An 18,685-nucleotide genomic window follows, 5' to 3' on the forward strand; every position below is an offset into this window, starting at 1 on the left:
CTGTGTAATGTTTAAGCAATACCTGCAAGTTACAAAGCCAGGAATTATTTTCGGGAATTTAATTTCTGTGATTGGCGGATTTTTGCTGGCCTCTAAGGGCAGCATTGATTACGCCCTGTTTCTCACCTCACTGGTTGGCGTGTCGCTGGTGGTTGCGTCAGGTTGTGTCTTCAACAACGTGATTGACCGCGATATCGACATCAAGATGGAAAGAACCAGGAATCGGGTGCTGGTTAAAGGCCTTATCTCCGCGAAAGTAAGCCTGGTGTATGCCACTGTGTTGGGTATTGCTGGCTTTGCACTGCTGTATTTCGGTGCTAACCCGCTGGCCATGTGGCTGGCGGTGATGGGCTTCGTGGTATACGTTGGCGTTTACAGCCTGTATATGAAGCGTCATTCGGTTTACGGTACGCTGATTGGTAGCTTGTCTGGCGCTGCGCCGCCGGTGATTGGCTACTGTGCCGTGACCAATGAGTTTGATGCGGGCGCCCTGATCCTGCTGGCGATTTTTAGCCTGTGGCAGATGCCGCACTCCTATGCGATTGCTATCTTCCGCTTTAAGGATTACCAGGCTGCCAACATCCCGGTCTTACCGGTTGTGAAAGGCATCTCTGTAGCAAAAAATCATATTACGCTTTATATCCTGGCGTTTATGATTGCCACGCTGATGCTGACGCTGGGTGGCTATGCAGGCTATAAGTATCTGGTCGTTGCCGCTGCCGTCAGCGTCTGGTGGCTGGGCATGGCGCTGTCAGGTTATAAAACCTCAAACGATCGGGTTTGGGCACGTAAGCTGTTTGTCTTCTCCATCGTCGCCATCACCGCGCTGAGCGTGATGATGTCAGTGGATTTCATGACGCCTGCGTCAAAAGATTTGCTGACTTACGTGCGCTGATGTGTACCAAAACAGCATGAAACGGGCGCGATTTTCGCGCCCTTTCTTTTTGTTACGACTGCTTAAGAACTATTGTTTTACCCTTCCACTCTCCCTCCCTAAAATAAATGCAGCACATCAACAGAGGTAGGAATGAACGATAACAAAATGACTCCGGTGGAGCTGCGCGCCACATGGGGCCTTGGCACGGTCTTTTCCCTGCGTATGCTGGGAATGTTTATGGTCCTGCCGGTATTGACCACCTATGGCATGGCGCTCCAGGGAGCGAGTGAAACCTTAATCGGTCTGGCCATTGGCATTTATGGCCTGGCTCAGGCCATTTTCCAGATCCCCTTTGGCCTGCTGTCCGATCGTATTGGACGCAAGCCTCTGATTGTGGGCGGCCTGCTGCTGTTTGTCCTTGGCAGCGTGATTGCCGCCAGCACGGAATCCATTTGGGGCATCATCCTTGGCCGGGCGTTGCAGGGTTCGGGCGCGATTGCGGCCGCCGTGATGGCGCTGCTGTCGGATTTAACGCGTGAACAGAACCGCACCAAAGCGATGGCGTTTATTGGCATCAGTTTTGGCGTTACCTTTGCGATTGCGATGGTGGTGGGACCGATTGTGACCCACGCGCTGGGCCTGCATGCGCTGTTCTGGATGATCGCAACGCTGGCGACGCTGGGTATTCTCATTACGCTTTGGGTGGTCCCCTCCTCCACTCAGCATGTCCTGAACCGTGAGTCGGGCATGGTGCGCGGCAGCTTTAAAAAAGTGCTGGCCAACCCGCGCCTGGTAAAACTGAATCTTGGCATCTTCTTTTTGCATATCCTGTTGATGTCGAGCTTTGTTGCGCTGCCCGACCAGTTTGAACAGGCGGGATTACCGCCATCAGAACACTGGAAGGTCTATTTAACGACCATGCTGATCGCCTTTGCGGGCGTCGTGCCTTTTATCATTTATGCGGAAGTGAAGCGCAAAATGAAGCGCGTCTTTGTCGGCTGTGTCGGCATGATGGTCATCGCAGAAATTGTTTTATGGGGCGCGCAGGGCCATTTCTGGACGCTGGTGCTCGGCGTACAGCTCTTCTTCCTCGCCTTTAACCTGATGGAAGCCATCCTGCCTTCCCTGGTCAGTAAGGAATCGCCTGCCGGTTACAAAGGGACAGCAATGGGGCTTTACTCCACCAGCCAGTTTCTGGGCGTTGCGATCGGCGGAAGCCTGGGCGGTTGGGTGTTCGGTCATTTTGATGCGCAAACTGTGTTTATGGTGGGAGCGATTGTGGCGGCAATCTGGCTGTTCGTCAGTATGACCATGCAGGAACCGCCCTACGTCAGCAGTCTGCGCATTGTGCTGAGTGATGCGGCGCTGGCAGTACCGAACCTGGAGAAGCGCCTGAAGGCCCAGCCTGGAGTGAACGCGGTGCTGATCGTACCGGAAGAAAAAAGCGCTTACATTAAGATAGACAGTAAGATCACCAGCCGACCGGAGCTTGAAGCCCTTATCGGCGGTGGCTAATCCCCTGCCCTCACCGGGTTTGTCGTCTTTGACAAACCCGGTTCCTCCCGTTTATCCCCGCGCAAAATGCGTCCCTCTGGTCACGCAGATTCCGTCACGGACGTCAGCACCTTGCAGGGCAAAAGCGTTGCTGTCGCGGAAGGGGATCAGTGACAGCCTGACGGGTGTCACAGTCAGGCTGCCAACCTGACAGGATGCCTCAGAGGGCATCCTGTGCTCACGTGCTGAGCGGAGAGATTAATCGCGGAAGTTTTTGAACTGGAAAGGCTGGCCCAGGTTGCCATTACGCACCAGCGCCATTGCGCCCTGTAAATCATCACGAGACTTACCCGTTACGCGCAGAGATTCGCCCTGAATCTGCGTCTGCACTTTCAGCTTGCTGTCTTTAATCAGCTTCACCAGCTTTTTCGCGACGTCGCTTTCAATGCCTTTTTTCATTTTGGCATCCACGCTCCAGCTTTTGCCGCTGTGTTCAATCTCTTCTGGTACTTCCAGCGCCGCGCCTTCAATACCGCGCTTGAGCATTTTCTCGCGCAGGATATCCACCAGCTGCTTTACCTGAAAATCCGATTCACTGATGACCTTAATGGTTTCATTTTTTTCATTGAGTTCGTAACTGGCAGTGACGTTGCGAAAATCAAAACGCGTCGACAGTTCACGGTTAGCATTCTCTACTGCGTTGCGAACTTCCTGCATGTCGACTTCTGAAACGATATCGAAAGATGGCATCTCTTCTTCTCCTGAGGCTAAACTGGCATGCATAATACGCGTCTTACGGCACTAAATAAAATCGCACTGTGTAGCGCTATACTTAACTCATTGCCACAGCGCATAAATAATAAGCCCGCGAGCGGGAGGCAGCATGAAAATAACCGTATTAGGATGTGGCGCATTGGGCCAGGTGTGGCTCACCGCTCTTGCTCATTGCGGGCACGATGTCCAGGGCTGGTTACGCGTACCTCAGCCCTACTGCTCAGCAAATGTAATCGATCCGCTGGGGCGCGTGACGAACCGGACCTTCATTGCCAACGATCCGCTGTTTTTGGCGCAGAGCCAGCTGCTGTTGGTGACGCTGAAAGCCCCGCAGGTATCAACGGCCGTAAAAAATCTGGAAAGCGTGATGTCAGAAAACTGCCCGGTTTTGCTGTTGCACAATGGCATGGGCACGCTTGGCGAATTAAAAGGTCTGACGCAGCCGCTGTTACGCGGTATTACCACGCACGCCGCAATGAGGGATGGCACGGTCATTAAGCACGTCGCCACGGGCGTCACCCATATTGGTCCCGGCAACCGTAAAAGCGAGCACTGGAGTGAGGTCGCCGATGTGCTGCACGAAGCGCTGCCCGATGTCGCCTGGCATGACAATATCCGGGCGGCCTGCTGGCGTAAGCTGGCGGTAAACTGTGTGATCAACCCACTCAGCGTGGTTTACGACTGTCAGAATGGCGCACTGCGTCAGCATCAGGCCGACATCATCACCTTATGTGACGAAATCAGTTGGGTTATGGAGCGTGAAGGCCAGTCCGTGGCCAGCCAGAGCCTGCAGGATCAGGTGCTGAATGTGATTGAGACGACCGCCGCCAACACCTCATCAATGCTGCAGGATATACGCGCTCAGCGACTGACGGAAATTGAATACATCACCGGCTTTCTGCTGCGTCGCGCACGCACTCACGGCTTAGTGTTACCTGAAAACACCCGGCTGTACGACATGATTAAACGCAAGGAGTCTTATTATGGGCGCGAACGCCTCGGTACTGGTCTGTCTGGCTCATGGCAGTGAAGAGACGGAAGCCGTTACCACACTCGATCTGCTGGTCCGTGGCGGGATAAAGACGGTGACCGCCAGCGTGGAAAGCGATGGCTGCCGTGAAATCGTCTGTTCGCGCGGCGTTCGCCTGCTGGCCGACGTCCCGCTGGTCGAGGTGGCGGACAACGCCTACGATGCCATTGTCCTGCCCGGCGGACTAAAAGGAGCCGAGACATTTCGTGACAGTCCGCTGTTGGTTGAAACCGTACGCCAGTTTCATTTGTCAGGACGTATTGTTGCGGCCATCTGCGCAGCCGCTGGCACGGTACTGGTGCCGCATAACCTGTTTCCGGTCGGCAATATGACAGGGTTTCCCGGTTTAAAGTCCACCATACCGGAAGAGAAATGGATGGAACGTCGTGTCGTCTGGGATCCGCGAGTCAATTTGCTCACCAGTCAGGGACCGGGCACGGCGATGGATTTTGCGCTGAAATTAATTGATTTGCTAGCAGGCAGTGATAAAGCACGTGAGGTCGCGGCACAACTGGTGCTGGCGCCGGGTATTTACGACTATCAGGCCAGTTAAGTCGCCGGTTCAGACGCCTGCCGGACGCTCTGTGCTCGTCTTGCCCTGGTACGCAAGGCGAGCACAGGGGGAAGCGGTCAGTGACCGCTATGCGGATTACGGACGATATACCTTCACGTTTTTAAATCCCTGCTCATGCAGATAGAGCGCCTGTAATTTACTCATCACACCGCGATCGCAGTACAACAGCCAGGTTTTGTTCTGATCAAGGTCGCCAAACTGCGTACTGAGTTTGTAGAAAGGCATCGACTTCACCTCCGTTCCCGCCAGCTGTAGCGGTTTGTCTTCCTGCTCATCCACCGAGCGGATATCCAGCACGCTGTCGTTTTCGTTCAGCAAGCCGACCGTCTCAACCTCAACCACCTCTTCCTGCGTCTGCTCCGCGATTTCGCGAATATCCACATTGGTCGCCTCGGCCACCATGCGTTCCAGAATCGCGAAATCAAACTGGCTTTCTTCGGCTTCGATTTTGCCTTTTACCGCTTTGACCGTCGGGCTTTTCGAAATCACGCCACAATATTCCGGCATGGTGCTGGCAAAGTCTTCGGTGCCGATTTCACGCGCCACTTTAATAATGTGCTCTTTGTCGTGGGAAATCAGCGGGCGCAAAATCAACGTATCGGAGGCATTGTCGATCAGTCGCAGATTGGTCAGCGTCTGGCTGGAGACCTGCCCCACCGCTTCGCCTGTGACCAGGGCCTGTACGCCATAACGTTCCGCCACCATTGAGGCTGCACGGACCATCATACGTTTCAGCACCACGCCCATTTGACCGTCGTCGATTTTTTCTAAAATTTCGCCGACAACTGGCTCAAAGTTGATTGCCACAAAACGTACACGGTGCGAACGGCCAAAGCGGTTCCACAGATAATGGGCGACCTGACGTACGCCGATTTCATGTGCCGCGCCGCCCAGGTTAAAGAAGCAGTAGTGAACGCGGCTGCCACGACGCATCAGCATGTAGCTGGAAACGCCGGAGTCAAATCCACCCGAGATCAGCGACAGCACATCTTCCTGGGTACCAATCGGGAAGCCGCCCAGCCCTTCATAGCGTGCGGTGACCAGCGTTAAGCGGTTTTCTTCCACTTCGAGGTTAACCGTCACCTCAGGTTTCTTAAGCTGAACGGTGGCGCTGGCGATGTGCTGATTTAGCCCGCCGCCAACATAGCGCTCGACGTCCTGCGAACTGAAGCTGTGTTTGCCACGGCGCTTAACCCGCACGCAAAAGGTTTTGTTTTCCAGGCTGTCGCGATACTGTGCCAGCGTCTGCTCGAAAATATCGTGGATGTCGGTATATTCGCGCTCTTCAACCGCAAGGACATGATGAATACCCGGGATGCGCATCAGCTCATCGGGAATAATCTGCCGCATGGCTTCATCTTTGCAGCGCACTTCAATATGATCCCAAAAACGCACCACCGCGATCTCATCGCTGACCGTTTTGAGCACGTTGCGGATATTACTGGCAAGAATCTTAATAAAGCGCAGACGCACCGACTGACTCTTGATGGTGATTTCAGGAAATAACTTGACGATAAACTTCATGGCAATACAGCTTCGTTGGGCAAATAAGTGCTAAAACAGGCTGCACTTAGCTGGTAAGATCATAAAATTGCGGGGTGACAGGCGCATCCGCATCCGAGGCGCGAGAGTATATCACCTTTACCCGGTGACTGCTTCTGCAACAGCATGCACATTGATTATTTTGCTAATCATTCTCTCTCAGCTACCATGACCGATTGCAAGATAACGTTCCAACCGTGAGTCGACACGAAATATGCCGAAAAAAGCCGAACAGCCAGCCAGCTTTGAAACGTCATTGCAGCAGCTGGAGCAGATTGTTAATCGTCTGGAAAGTGGTGAACTGCCGTTGGAAGACGCCCTGAATGAATTTGAGCGCGGCGTGCAGTTAGCGCGCAATGGCCAGCAAACGTTGCAGCAAGCCGAGCAGCGCGTGCGCATTCTCCTCAGCGACGATAACGATGCCGATCTCTCCTCTTTCACGCCGGAAAACAACTAATGGATTTTCCTGAACTGCTCAATGCGTATCACCAGCAGGTGAATCACGCGTTGATGGGCTACCTGGATGCCCTCCCTTTTCAGAGTTCTCCTCTGGTGAATGCCATGCAGTATGGGGCACTATTAGGCGGCAAACGCATGCGCCCGTTTCTGGTTTACGCAACCGGCACCATGCTCAATGCGAATAAAGCCAGTCTCGATGTGCCTGCAGCGGCTGTCGAATGTATTCACGCCTATTCACTGATTCATGACGATTTGCCGGCAATGGACGATGATGCGTTACGTCGTGGGCAACCGACCTGCCACATCAAATATGGCGAAGATACCGCCATTCTTGCCGGTGATGCGCTACAAACGCTGGCCTTTTCTATTCTGGCCGACCAGCCCATGCCGGGCGTGAGTGCGGAATACCGCCTCGCTATGCTGTCAGAGCTGGCCAGGGCCAGCGGCGTAGCGGGTATGTGCGGCGGGCAGGCGCTGGATCTGGCGGCAGAAGGTCAGTCTGTCGATCTTCATCAACTGGAACAGATCCATCGTCACAAAACGGGGGCGTTGATTCGCTCAGCCGTGCGACTCGGTGCCTTTGCTGCCGGCGACGCGGGCCGTGAAGCGCTGCCGTATCTTGACCGCTATGCGGATGCCATCGGCCTGGCCTTTCAGGTGCAGGATGACATCCTGGATGTGACGGGCGACACAGCCGTTATCGGAAAACGTCAAGGTGCCGATCAAGATCTTGGAAAAAGCACCTATCCTTCATTGATGGGTCTGGATAATGCCCGGATTAAGGCACTGGATTTATACCAGGAAGCCGTGGATGCTTTGCACATGCTCTCTGCAAAATCCTATGACACCTCTGCCCTGAAGGCGCTGGCGAGCTTCGTAATTGAACGCGATAAATAACTTCCATGATGAGTCACTGATGAGTTTTGATACTACAAAATACCCGACACTGGCGCAGGCAGAAACGGTACAGGCACTACGTGCCCTGCCTAAAGAAAAATTGCCTGCGCTCTGCAATGAGCTGCGCCAGTATTTATTAGACAGCGTGAGCCGCTCAAGCGGCCATTTTGCGTCGGGCTTGGGCGTGGTCGAGCTGACGGTGGCGCTGCATTACGTCTATAACACACCGTTCGACCACCTCGTGTGGGACGTCGGTCATCAGGCTTATCCGCATAAAATTTTAACCGGCCGCCGCGATCGCATTGGATCGATTCGGCAAAAGAATGGCGTGCACCCCTTTCCGTGGCGGGGAGAAAGTGAATACGACGTCCTGAGCGTCGGTCACTCCTCTACCTCCATCAGTGCCGGGCTGGGCATGGCTGCTGCGGCCGAACGGGAAGGTAAAGGGCGCCGTACCGCCTGTATTATCGGCGACGGTGCCATCACCGCAGGCATGGCCTTTGAGGCCATGAACCATGCGGGCGATATTAAACCCGATATGCTGGTTATCCTGAACGACAACGAAATGTCGATTTCTGAAAACGTCGGGGCGCTGAATAACCGCCTGGCACAGATTTTATCGGGTAAGACCTACGCGCGTCTGCGCGAAGGAGGCAAGCGCGTACTGACCGGCCTGCCGCCGATTAAAGAGTTAGTAAAACGCACCGAAGAACACCTGAAAGGCATGGTGGTGCCGGGCACCCTGTTTGAAGAACTGGGGTTCAATTACATCGGACCGGTCGATGGTCATGATGTCCTGACGCTGGTGAATACGCTGACGAATATGCGTAGCCTGAAAGGCCCGCAGTTCCTGCATATTATGACGAAAAAGGGTAAAGGTTATGCCCCGGCAGAGCAGGATCCGATCACCTGGCATGCGGTGCCCAAATTTGATGTCGCCAGCGGCGAACTGCCTAAGAGCGCCGAAGGATTGCCGAGTTATTCGAAGATCTTCGGTAACTGGCTGTGCGAAACGGCGGCTGACGACGCGAAGCTGATGGCGATTACGCCCGCCATGCGCGAAGGGTCGGGTATGGTAGGATTCTCCCGCAAGTATCCCAACCAGTATTTTGACGTTGCCATTGCCGAACAGCACGCCGTGACCTTTGCGGCGGGCCTGGCCATTGGGGGCTATAAACCGGTTGTTGCGATTTACTCTACCTTCCTGCAGCGCGCCTACGATCAGGTTATTCACGATGTCGCGATTCAGAAGCTTCCGGTCCTGTTCGCGATTGACCGTGGCGGCATCGTTGGGGCCGACGGCCAGACGCATCAGGGTGCCTTTGATCTCGCCTATCTGCGCTGCATTCCGGATATGGTCATCATGACGCCGAGCGATGAGGACGAATGCCGCCAGATGCTTTATACCGGCTATCACTATCAGGCGGGTCCGGCTGCCGTGCGTTATCCACGCGGAACCGGCACTGGCGTTGCTCTGACGCCACTGCAAAGCCTGCCGCTGGGCAAAGGTGTGGTTAAACGTCGGGGCGAAAAGCTGGCGATCCTTAACTTCGGTACACTGCTGCCTGAAGCCAGCCACGTTGCCGAAGCGCTGAACGCCACTCTGGTGGATATGCGTTTTGTTAAACCGCTGGATGAAGCGTTAATTACCGAACTGGCCGCACAGCATGAGTCGTTGATTACGCTGGAAGAAGGCGCGATTAAGGGCGGCGCAGGCAGCGGCGTCAACGAGTTCGTGATGGCGAAACGTCTGGGCATTCCCGTTCTCAATATTGGCCTGCCTGATGAGTTCATTCCCCCGGGCACGCAGGAAGAGATGCGTCACGACTACCACCTGGACGCAGACGGTATTCAGCAGCAAATCAGTCACTGGCTGGCGCAGTAGTTCCCCTCCCCCGCTCTCTGCGGAGAGCGGTATTCCTGCTATGCTTAATTCCCCTGGAAGGACATAGCAGGAGTCATGATGAAAACCGTTCCACTCGCGAATACTGATTTAAAAGTTTCCCAGCTCTGCCTGGGCTGTATGACATTTGGTGAGCCCACCCGCGGTAAACATGCCTGGACACTGCCCGAAGAGAGCAGCCGACCGCTTATCAGGCAGGCGCTGGAGGCCGGGATTAATTTCTTCGACACCGCTAACAGCTATTCAGACGGCAGTAGTGAAGAGATTCTGGGGCGAGCGCTCAGGGATTTCGCCCGCCGCGAGGAGGTCGTGGTCGCCACCAAAGTCTATTTCCCGCTGAGTAATCTGTCACAAGGCCTGTCCCGTAAAAACATTCTGCAATCCATTGATGACAGCCTGCAACGGCTGGGCATGGAGTATGTCGATCTGCTGCAGATTCACCGCTGGGACTATGACACGCCGCTCGAAGAAACCCTGTCGGCACTTGATGAGGTGGTGAAATCCGGCAAAGCACGTTATATCGGCGCCTCATCCATGCACGCCAGTCAGTTTGCACAGGCCTTAACCATGCAGGCAGAACAGGGCTGGGCACGCTTCGTCAGCATGCAGGATCAGTACAACCTGATTCAGCGCGAAGAAGAACGTGAGATGCACCCGCTGTGCCAGCGTGAAAATGTTGCGGTCCTGCCATGGAGTCCACTGGCACGCGGTAAGCTCACCCGGCCATGGGGCGAAACCACCGCCCGCTCCGTTTCTGATGAGGTGATGAGCACGCTCTATGCTTCAACGGAGGAAAACGATGCGGCGATTGCGGCGCGCCTGGCGCAGGTTGCAGCTGACAAAGGCGTAACGCGAGCGCAGGTCGCACTGGCGTGGTTACTGAGCAAACCGGTGGTGACAGCGCCCATCATTGGCGCCTCCCGTGCAGAGCAGTTTGCTGAGCTGGTGGAAGCCGTGAACGTTGACCTGACAACGCAGGATATTGCGGCCCTGGAAAGTGAATATCAGCCTCACCCGGCAACCGGCTATCAGTGATACCAACGCAGCGTGTTCACAGGCGTGACGCGCTCATTCGGCCCGGCCGGGAGAGAGATAAGGATGAGACAACCGTACGCCGTATTTCGGCTACGGTTGCAAAACGGTGATGATAAGGGCCGCAGTACGAACGCTTAACCGGCGAGATAAACCCCGGCACCATAAAGGATGGCTGCAGCAATAATGCCCGCAATAATGTCATCGACCATAATGCCCATGCCGCCATGCACGTTACGGTCGAACCAGCGAATCGGCCAGGGCTTCCAGATATCCAGCACGCGGAACAGCACAAAACCGGCCACCACCCACTGCCAGCTGTTCACCGGAATGGCCATCAGCGTAATCCACATCCCGATAAACTCATCCCAGACAATGCTGCCGTGATCGTGAACGCCCATGTCTTTGGCGGTGCGATGGCAAAGGTACACGCCCACGCTGATGCCTAGCAGCACGACCAGCGAATACAGATCGTGCGGAAGCAAGGTCAGCAGACACCAAAAAGGAATGGCGGCCAGCGATCCCACTGTACCGGGCATAACCGGGCTGAGCCCACTGCCAAAACCGGTCGCCAGTAAATGCCAGGGATTACGCATCCGCAGACGACCTTTGGCGATATGTTTATCTGATGTCAAAATGGTCGAATCCTTTAAAACGCACATCTGTCGGTTTGCCGTTTTCGAGCAGTGACAGTCCTTCTGACTCGGGCGCCATCTGCCCAATACAGGTATAAGGCACGCCAAGATGTCCCAGCGCCACGTCCAGTGCCCCCCGATTCACTTCCGGCACACTGAAGCACAGCTCATAGTCTTCGCCGCCGCTGAGCGCCCAGCGCAGCACCTGTGACGCGTCAAAATTGTCACGCAGTGCCGGGGACAGCGGAAGCGCGTCAAGGTTGATACGTGCCCCGCAGCCGCTGGCTTTCAGCACATGACCTATATCAGAAATCAGCCCGTCTGAGATATCGATAGCGGAAGAGGCCAGCGAACGCAGTGACTGCCCCTGTAACACGCGCGGCATAGGCCGCAGGTGACGTTTAATCAGGGCTTCATGAATGGCCGGATCGTCAATGCGGCAGTGATGCTGCAGCAACGCCAGCCCGGCCGCGCTGTCGCCCAATGTACCGGTGACATAGATCCAGTCGCCGGGTTTTGCGCCCGAACGCTTTAACGCTTTGCCGTGAGGAATCAGCCCATGAATACCCAGCGTCAGGCTGAGAGGCCCCCGCGTCGTGTCTCCCCCCACCAGCTGCATATCGTAATATTCCAGCAGGTCAAACAGGCTTTCGCTGAAGCTGCTCAGCCAGCTTTCATTCACATCCGGCAAGGTCAGCGCCAGGGTTAGCCAGGCAGGATCGGCACCCATCGCGGCCAAGTCGCTCAGATTCACCGCCAGTGATTTATAGGCTAAATCTGCAGGATGGATCGTGGGCAGGAAGTGGATACCGGAAACCAGCGTATCGGTGCTGACCGCCAGCGTTTGCTTTTCGGGCACGCTCAGCAGCGCGCAATCGTCGCCGATGCCGAGTTCGACATCACGGCGGCTACGCGTTCTGCGATTGAAGTAGCGTGCGATGAGTTCAAATTCACCACATGACATAATTGCGTTCCGCTTAACCATTAATGAAAAAGGCCGGCAAGCCGGCCTTATTGATTATTTGCGTTGGGGTCGAATTTGCGGACCGGCTTTATCCAGCACACCGTTGACAAATTTATGGCTGTCTTCAGCGCCAAATACTTTCGCCAGTTCGATACCTTCGTTGATGGCCACTTTATAAGGCACATCAGAACGCTTGCTCAGTTCATACAGCGACACACGCAGAATGGCTTTTTCCACCTGCCCCAGTTCTTCTAACTGGCGCGACAGATAGGGTTGCATCAATCCATCCAGGTACGCGCTGTTGGTCGCCACACCGGCCAGCAGTTCGCGGAAATAAGTAATATCGACGTCTTTAACGTCCTGTTCCGCCAGAAACTGGTATTCCACATCGGCAATGTCGTTGTTAGACAACTGCCAGGAGTAAAGCGCCTGGACAGCGCACTCACGGGCGCGACGGCGAGCAGCAGGTTTCACAAAATTCCCCTTACAAAAATCAGGCTTTAATGGCTTTCAATACGTTGATCATTTCAAGTGCGGTCAGGGCCGCTTCGGCACCTTTGTTACCCGCTTTGGTTCCAGCACGCTCAATGGCCTGCTCGATATTTTCGGTTGTCAGTACGCCGAATGCCACAGGAATATCGCTGTCCATGGCAACACTGGCAATGCCCGAGCTGGCTTCACCCGCGACGTATTCGAAGTGCGCCGTGCCACCACGAATCACGGTACCCAGCGCAATCACGGCATCATGTTTGCCGGTTTTAGCCAGCGCACGCGCGGCCAGCGGCAGTTCGTAAGCACCCGGTACCCAGACGACAGTGATATTGTCATCGTTGACCTGGCCGATACGCTTCAGGGCATCCACAGCGCCGTCTAACAGGCTCTCGTTGATAAAGTTGTTAAAACGCGCGATAACGATGGCAATTTTTGCCTCTGGCGTTGCAACGGCAGCTTCGATAACTTTCATACATATCCTTTCAGGGGTTTGTTTAGCCCCGCGCAGGGGGGCGGATTCTAACATACTCTTTGGCGGCGTGCTCTCGCTTTTCCGCCTCTGTTATTGCGGTATCAGGGTCAGACGGAGATCGCTGCCGACCTGACGCACGTCGCTGAAGGCAAAAACCGGCGCGTCAGCCAACTGCGTCAGACCCGTAAGCTGACACAAACCGCGCGCGTCATTACCCAGTAATTTCGGTGCCACATACACAATGAGTTCGTCAACCAGACCGGCCTGAAGCAGTGCCCCTGCCAGCGTGGCACCGGCTTCAACCCAGACGCTGTTAATCTGGCGCTGGCCCAGCACCATCATCAGCGCCACTAAATCCAGTTGGGTGTCGCGTAAAGGAACCGGAATTTGCGTCACCGAGTCAGGCCAGCGCTGAGTGTCGGCCTGCTGTCGCATCAGCCAGGTTTCGCCCAATTGTTCTATAAGTTTGTGCTGCGGTGTTACGCGATTCTGGCTGTCGACGATGACGCGTACCGGCTGGCGTAAGGTCTGCGCATCGATCAGGCGCTGACTGTCGCTGTCCAGTTCAGCCCAGCGTACGGTCAGGGAAGGATCGTCGGCCAGCACCGTTGCGCTGCTGCTGAGAATGGCGGCGCTCTGCGCTCGCAAACGCTGGACATCGCGTCGGGCAGCCGGCGAGGTGATCCACTGGCTTTCGCCACTCGCCATGGCGGTGCGGCCATCCAGTGATGCCCCCAGTTTAAGCTGTATCCAGGGGAAGCCGGTCCGCATGCGTTTCAGGAATCCCCGGTTCAGGGCTTCCGCTTCCTGCATCATCAGTCCGTGGCTGACTTCAATGCCCGCCAGCTGCAGTCGATGTAATCCCCGTCCGGCGACCTGCGGATTGGGATCCTGCATCGCGGCCACGACGCGTTTTACACCGGCCTCAATAAGCGCGTCGCAACACGGCGGCGTGCGCCCGTGATGACTGCATGGCTCCAGCGTCACATAGGCTGTCGCCCCACGCGCACGCGCACCGGCCATGCGCAGGGCATGCACTTCCGCATGCGGTTCTCCGGCGCGCTGGTGCCAGCCTTCGCCAACAATGTCGCCATCGCGTACAATGACGCAACCGACATTGGGGTTCGGCATGGTAGTAAAACGTCCGCGCCGCGCCAGTTCCAGCGCGCGCGCCATATAACGTTCATCGGTCATGATTTAATCCTGTAATCTGGCAATCTCTTCGCCAAAATCACGCACGTCCTCAAAGCTGCGATAAACAGATGCAAAGCGAATATAGGCCACTTTATCGAGTTTTTTTAGCTCGTCCATGACAAGGTTACCGATCAGCTTGCTGGGAATTTCACGTTCCCCCGTCGCACGCAACTGCGTTTTGATATGGCTTACCGCACTCTCTACGGCATCCGCACTGACCGGGCGTTTCTCCAGCGCTTTCATCATGCCGCTGGCGAGTTTGTCTTCATTGAAAGGTTCACGCACATCGTTGCTTTTCACCACGCGTGGCATGACCAGCTCAGCGACTTCAAACGTAGTAAATCGCTCATGGCACACCAGACACTGACGACGGCGCCGCACTGACGAACCCTCACTGACCAGACGAGAATCAATCACTTTTGTGTCTACAGCGGAGCAGAATGGGCAATGCATGACGTTTCCTGACACGAGATAAATGGGCCGTACAGTGTAGCGCGAACTGCAAGTCAACAAAATCGATTCCCGTGTTTTACCCCGCCCGCTTCACAGACCGGATGGGAAATGCCCGCCCGCGTAAAACCCGCTACGCTTAAAGTGTTCAGGGCAAAAAGCGGAGAACGTAGCCACTTTAGTGCCGATCCGGGGTACTGCATCACCGGATACCTGCGCCACTGCGCTGGCCGGATGCCCGATATCGACCTGTTTCACCTTGCATCATTACGCGTAACGCGAGGTGAAATCGGCACGCCAGCGGCTACGGCATTTTATCGCTCAGGGAAAGGCAATTTCAGAGCACACTTAAGGTAATCGGCGTGATTTCAGTTCAGGCTTCAACGCCATAAGCGGATGCTGATGGGTCCCGCGACAAGGGGCAATTATTACGTCATTTGAATAAAGGATAAAAAAACATGATGAACAGGATGGTTTGGGCACCCGCGGCCCTGTCACTGGTTCTGCTAAGTGGTTGCAGCACCCCAGCCCAGCCGCAGGTGAAACAACTGCACCGGGAAGTCAGTCAGCTTAATCAGCAGATGCAGCAACTCACCAGCCAGGCAAGTGCGGTTGAAATTCAGGGACAGCTGAACGCCCATTCACAGCAGGGCGCATGGCTGTTGCCGCAGGCAAACACGCCCGTGGCACTTCAAACGCAGGTTGGCACGCTGCGCCTGTCGCTCGCACGCATTGAGGCCGAGGCCGGCGGTACGCATGCTGACCTGACGCTTCGCATACAAGACAATTCACCGCTGCCCGGACTGCATGTGACAGTAGTCTGGGGCCAGCTCGATCCCGCAACCGGTAAGCCACTTGAGGCCGACAGCCTGACGCAAACCCTCAGCGTTCCCGCTTCACTGACGCCACGCAGTTCGGTCACCGTACCATTACGGTTAAAGGATGTGACGCCGGAGCAACTGGGTTATGTTCGAATTCACCAGGTGATCGCGGATACGTCCAGGCCCTGAAAACAAAAAAGCCGCCAGATTACGCTGGCGGCTTTTTTTATCGTACCAATACTACGGCAGGATCGAAGGCTGATCGGCGCCCTCTTTCTCCACTTTCTGTACCAGCATATGTTCGCGTTTCATGCCCAGCTTCAGCGCCAGCGCTGAAGAAACGTAGATCGACGAAACGGTACCGATGGTGACACCAATCAGCATGGTCAGTGAGAAGCCTTTCAGCAGCGCACCACCAAAGATGAAGAGGATCAGGATCATCGCCAGCGTAGTCAGCGAGGTGATCAGGGTACGGCTTAACGTCTGCGTCAGGGACACGTTCGTAATGTCATAAGAGGAGCCGCGACGGATCTTGCGGAAGTTCTCACGAATACGGTCCGAGACCACGATTTTATCGTTCAGCGAGTAACCGATGACCGACATCAGCGAGGCCACAATCGTAAGGTCAATCTCGACCCGGAACAGCGACAGCAGTCCACAGGTGATAATGACGTCATGCGCCAGCGCCAAAACCGTACCCAGTGCCAGACGCCACTCAAAGCGAATACCGATATAAATCAGAATCGCAATCAGTGCCGACAGCAGGGCTAACGCCCCGGCCTGCGCCAGATCGCTGCCCACGCTCGGTCCGACAAACTCGATACGTTTGACCGTCGCGTTTTGCTGCGTCGTCTGGTTGATAACCGTTACCACTTTATTACCCAGCTCGGTTCCCGCAGGCCCTGTGACCGGCGGCATGCGCACCATCACATCGCGGCTGCTACCGAAATTCTGGATCAACGGTTCCTGGAACCCGGACTTCACCAGCGCACCGCGGATGGCGTCGAGATCGGCCGGTTTCTCCAGATTGATCTCAATGACCGTACCGCCGGTGAAATCGAGCCCCCAGTTAAAACCGCGTACGCCAACAATGGCAATCGAGATGATGATTAACAGTCCCGAAATGATGAATGCCAGCGTATCCCAGCGCATAAAGTCAACGACTTTACGGCCGTGGTTTAACTGCTCAATGTTATATTCCTGTGCCACAACGCACTCCTCAGATAGACAGCTTCTTAACGCGCTTGCCACCGTACATCAGGTTGATAATGGCGCGGGTTCCGACGATCGATGTGAACATGGAGGTCGCAATACCGATAGCCGTTGTAATCGCAAAGCCCTTAATGGAGCCCGTACCAATTGCATACAGAATCACCACCTTAATCAGGGTCGTCACGTTCGCATCGACAATACTGGAGAAGGCACCTTTGTAGCCCTCATGAATTGCCTGCTGTACGGAACGCCCGTTGCGCAGTTCTTCTTTGATACGTTCATTGATCAGGACGTTTGCATCGACTGCCACCGCCAACGTCAGCACAATACCGGCGATGCCTGGCATGGTCAGCGTGGCCCCCGGTAACAGCGACATAATGCCGACAATCAGCACCAGGTTTGCCAGCAGTGCGCTGGTCGCAATCAGGCCCACTTTCTTGTAGTACAGCACCATAAACAGGATGGAGGCGACCAGGCCCCACAGGCAGGCTTCCAGCCCCTGAGTAATGTTCTGCTGACCCATTGTCGGACCGATTGTCCGCTCTTCCACAATCTGGATAGGCGCAATCAAGGCCCCGGCGCGCAGCAGCAGTGACAGCTGACGTGCTTCGTTCGGGTTGCTGATACCGGTGATGCGGAAGCTGTTGCCCAGGCGTGACTGGATGTTGGCGACGTTAATCACCTCTTCCTGTTTCACCAGAATGGCGCGACCATTCGCATCTTTCTTACCGCTGTCTTTGTACTCCACAAACAGGGTCGCCATCGGTTTACCGATGTTGTCCTTGGTGAAGTTCGACATGATATTACCGCCCGCGCCATCGAGTGAAATATTCACCTGAGGCTGGTTGTATTCGTCCATGCTGGAGGTCGAATCAGTAATGTGGTCACCGGTCAGAATCACGCGTTTGTACAGCACGACAGGCTGGCCGTCACGCATGTCTTTGACCTCGGAATCCCCCGGCACGCGACCATTGGCGGCGGCGGTCGGATCAACGCTGGTATTGACCAGACGGAACTCCAGCGTCGCGGTTGCGCCCAGAATTTCTTTGGCGCGCGCCGTGTCCTGAATACCTGGCAGTTCTACCACGATGCGGTCAGAACCCTGACGTTGCACCAGCGGCTCCGCGACACCCAGTTGGTTCACACGATTACGCAGGATAGTGATGTTCTGCTGAACGGCATATTCGCGCGCTTCGCTGAGGCGAGCATCGGTCATGGTGGCTCGCAGAGCATCGTTACCGCTGTTGCTGATCACCAGATCCTGATGACGGGATGACAGCCACTTCACGGCAGCGTCACGGCTGGCTGCGTCACGGAAACGGATTTCCACGCCGTAGTTAGCAATCTTGCTGACGTTGATATAAGGGATATTCTTTTCGCGCAGGTCGCTGCGCAGGCTGTCCGCATTCTGCTCTTGCAGTTTGCTCAGGGCAGTGTCCATATCCACTTCCATCAGGAAGTGCACGCCACCGCGCAGATCGAGGCCAAGTTTCATTGGCTGCGCCGCCAGCAGGGTAAGCCAGCGCGGCGTTGCGGGAGCCAGATTCAGCGCCACAACATAGTTTTCGCCCAGCGCTTTCATGATCGCTTCACGGGCGCGCAACTGCACATCCGTGTTAGAAAAACGCGCCGTAATCGCCCCGTTTTCCAGGGCAACAGACTTCGCCTGAATATTATCTTGTTTTAATACGTTCTGAATTTGATCCAACGTTTGCTCACTGGCGGCGCTTCCGCGCGCGCCAGTGATTTGAACAGCCGGATCCTCACCATAAAGGTTGGGAAGTGCATATACCAGGCCAATGACAAGCACCACGACCAGCATTATGTACTTCCACAAAGGATAACGATTTAACACGGCAGTTC

Annotated in this window: 19 protein-coding genes; 9 read left to right on the forward strand and 10 right to left on the reverse strand. The window is 55.3% G+C overall.

The genetic code is table 11. The features are described from left to right. The first annotated feature begins 7 nt into the window (after positions 1-7). Together cyoE and C1N59_RS15365 are read left to right on the forward strand one after the other, a co-directional pair. A complete protein-coding gene (cyoE, locus tag C1N59_RS15360; protein WP_006117969.1) occupies positions 8-895 on the forward strand; it encodes a heme o synthase in 888 nt (295 codons plus the stop codon). Between the two features lie 132 nt (positions 896-1,027). Further along, entirely contained in the window at positions 1,028-2,392 is a 1,365-nt protein-coding gene (locus C1N59_RS15365) for an MFS transporter (protein WP_006117970.1), read from the forward strand. Positions 2,393-2,629: 237 nt separating this feature from the next. On the opposite strand, the gene C1N59_RS15370 is transcribed toward C1N59_RS15365, so the two are convergent. Beyond that, on the reverse strand, positions 2,630-3,121 hold the full coding sequence (locus C1N59_RS15370) for a YajQ family cyclic di-GMP-binding protein (RefSeq protein ID WP_006117971.1): 492 nt from the start codon (positions 3,119-3,121) through the stop codon (positions 2,630-2,632). Positions 3,122-3,254: 133 nt separating this feature from the next. Between C1N59_RS15370 and panE the strand changes: the two genes are divergently transcribed. Beyond that, the gene (gene panE / locus C1N59_RS15375; RefSeq protein ID WP_033738652.1) at positions 3,255-4,175 is read left to right on the forward strand and encodes a 2-dehydropantoate 2-reductase; all 921 of its coding nucleotides are present in this window, start codon (positions 3,255-3,257) and stop codon (positions 4,173-4,175) included. Next, on the forward strand, positions 4,129-4,728 hold the full coding sequence (yajL, locus tag C1N59_RS15380; protein WP_006117973.1) for a protein deglycase YajL: 600 nt from the start codon (positions 4,129-4,131) through the stop codon (positions 4,726-4,728). The genes panE and yajL overlap by 47 nt, the downstream gene beginning before the upstream one ends. Positions 4,729-4,824: 96 nt before the next feature. On the opposite strand, the gene thiI is transcribed toward yajL, so the two are convergent. After that, positions 4,825-6,273: a tRNA uracil 4-sulfurtransferase ThiI gene (gene thiI / locus C1N59_RS15385; RefSeq protein ID WP_039338476.1), complete on the reverse strand. Its 1,449-nt coding sequence runs from the start codon at positions 6,271-6,273 to the stop codon at positions 4,825-4,827. Between the two features lie 232 nt (positions 6,274-6,505). On the opposite strand from thiI, the gene xseB reads away from it, so the two are divergent. The 4 genes from xseB to C1N59_RS15405 all read left to right on the forward strand — a co-directional run bounded on the left by xseB (position 6,506) and on the right by C1N59_RS15405 (position 10,585). Then, complete coding sequence (gene xseB, locus C1N59_RS15390) at positions 6,506-6,748, forward strand: exodeoxyribonuclease VII small subunit (protein ID WP_006117975.1); 243 nt, start codon at positions 6,506-6,508, stop codon at positions 6,746-6,748. Beyond that, entirely contained in the window at positions 6,748-7,647 is a 900-nt protein-coding gene (gene ispA / locus C1N59_RS15395) for a (2E,6E)-farnesyl diphosphate synthase (protein WP_033738647.1), read from the forward strand. The genes xseB and ispA overlap by 1 nt, the downstream gene beginning before the upstream one ends. Before the next feature lie 19 nt (positions 7,648-7,666). Next, the gene (dxs, locus tag C1N59_RS15400; RefSeq protein ID WP_375124447.1) at positions 7,667-9,532 is read left to right on the forward strand and encodes a 1-deoxy-D-xylulose-5-phosphate synthase; all 1,866 of its coding nucleotides are present in this window, start codon (positions 7,667-7,669) and stop codon (positions 9,530-9,532) included. Positions 9,533-9,610: 78 nt separating this feature from the next. Beyond that, positions 9,611-10,585 (forward strand): aldo/keto reductase, encoded by a 975-nt coding sequence (locus tag C1N59_RS15405; protein ID WP_033738643.1) that lies wholly within the window; start codon positions 9,611-9,613, stop codon positions 10,583-10,585. Positions 10,586-10,719: 134 nt separating this feature from the next. On the opposite strand, the gene pgpA is transcribed toward C1N59_RS15405, so the two are convergent. The 6 genes from pgpA to nrdR all read right to left on the reverse strand — a co-directional run bounded on the left by pgpA (position 10,720) and on the right by nrdR (position 14,792). Next, on the reverse strand, positions 10,720-11,178 hold the full coding sequence (gene pgpA, locus C1N59_RS15410; protein WP_375093900.1) for a phosphatidylglycerophosphatase A: 459 nt from the start codon (positions 11,176-11,178) through the stop codon (positions 10,720-10,722). 25 nt (positions 11,179-11,203) lie between these two features. Then, positions 11,204-12,181, reverse strand: a complete 978-nt coding sequence (gene thiL / locus C1N59_RS15415; RefSeq protein WP_054634408.1) for a thiamine-phosphate kinase — start codon at positions 12,179-12,181, stop codon at positions 11,204-11,206. A 54-nt stretch (positions 12,182-12,235) separates the two neighbouring features. Beyond that, entirely contained in the window at positions 12,236-12,655 is a 420-nt protein-coding gene (nusB, locus tag C1N59_RS15420) for a transcription antitermination factor NusB (RefSeq protein ID WP_006117983.1), read from the reverse strand. 19 nt (positions 12,656-12,674) lie between these two features. Continuing rightward, entirely contained in the window at positions 12,675-13,145 is a 471-nt protein-coding gene (gene ribE / locus C1N59_RS15425) for a 6,7-dimethyl-8-ribityllumazine synthase (RefSeq protein WP_006117984.1), read from the reverse strand. Between the two features lie 90 nt (positions 13,146-13,235). Next, positions 13,236-14,339, reverse strand: a complete 1,104-nt coding sequence (ribD, locus tag C1N59_RS15430; protein WP_394549839.1) for a bifunctional diaminohydroxyphosphoribosylaminopyrimidine deaminase/5-amino-6-(5-phosphoribosylamino)uracil reductase RibD — start codon at positions 14,337-14,339, stop codon at positions 13,236-13,238. Between the two features lie 3 nt (positions 14,340-14,342). Beyond that, on the reverse strand, positions 14,343-14,792 hold the full coding sequence (nrdR, locus tag C1N59_RS15435) for a transcriptional regulator NrdR (protein WP_006117986.1): 450 nt from the start codon (positions 14,790-14,792) through the stop codon (positions 14,343-14,345). A gap of 458 nt (positions 14,793-15,250) precedes the next feature. Between nrdR and C1N59_RS15440 the strand changes: the two genes are divergently transcribed. Further along, positions 15,251-15,799, forward strand: a complete 549-nt coding sequence (locus C1N59_RS15440) for a SadB/YajI family lipoprotein (RefSeq protein WP_394550876.1) — start codon at positions 15,251-15,253, stop codon at positions 15,797-15,799. A gap of 51 nt (positions 15,800-15,850) precedes the next feature. Here C1N59_RS15440 and secF read toward each other — a convergent pair whose 3' ends face one another. Both secF and secD read right to left on the reverse strand, forming a co-directional pair. After that, positions 15,851-16,819, reverse strand: coding sequence for a protein translocase subunit SecF (gene secF / locus C1N59_RS15445; protein ID WP_006117989.1), 969 nt, complete (start codon positions 16,817-16,819; stop codon positions 15,851-15,853). 10 nt (positions 16,820-16,829) lie between these two features. Then, positions 16,830-18,677 carry a protein translocase subunit SecD gene (secD, locus tag C1N59_RS15450; protein WP_394549840.1) on the reverse strand — a complete coding sequence of 616 codons (1,848 nt, stop codon included), beginning with the start codon at positions 18,675-18,677 and terminating at the stop codon, positions 16,830-16,832. Positions 18,678-18,685 lie beyond the last annotated feature (8 nt).

The organism is Pantoea sp. SGAir0183 (genome assembly GCF_043545505.1).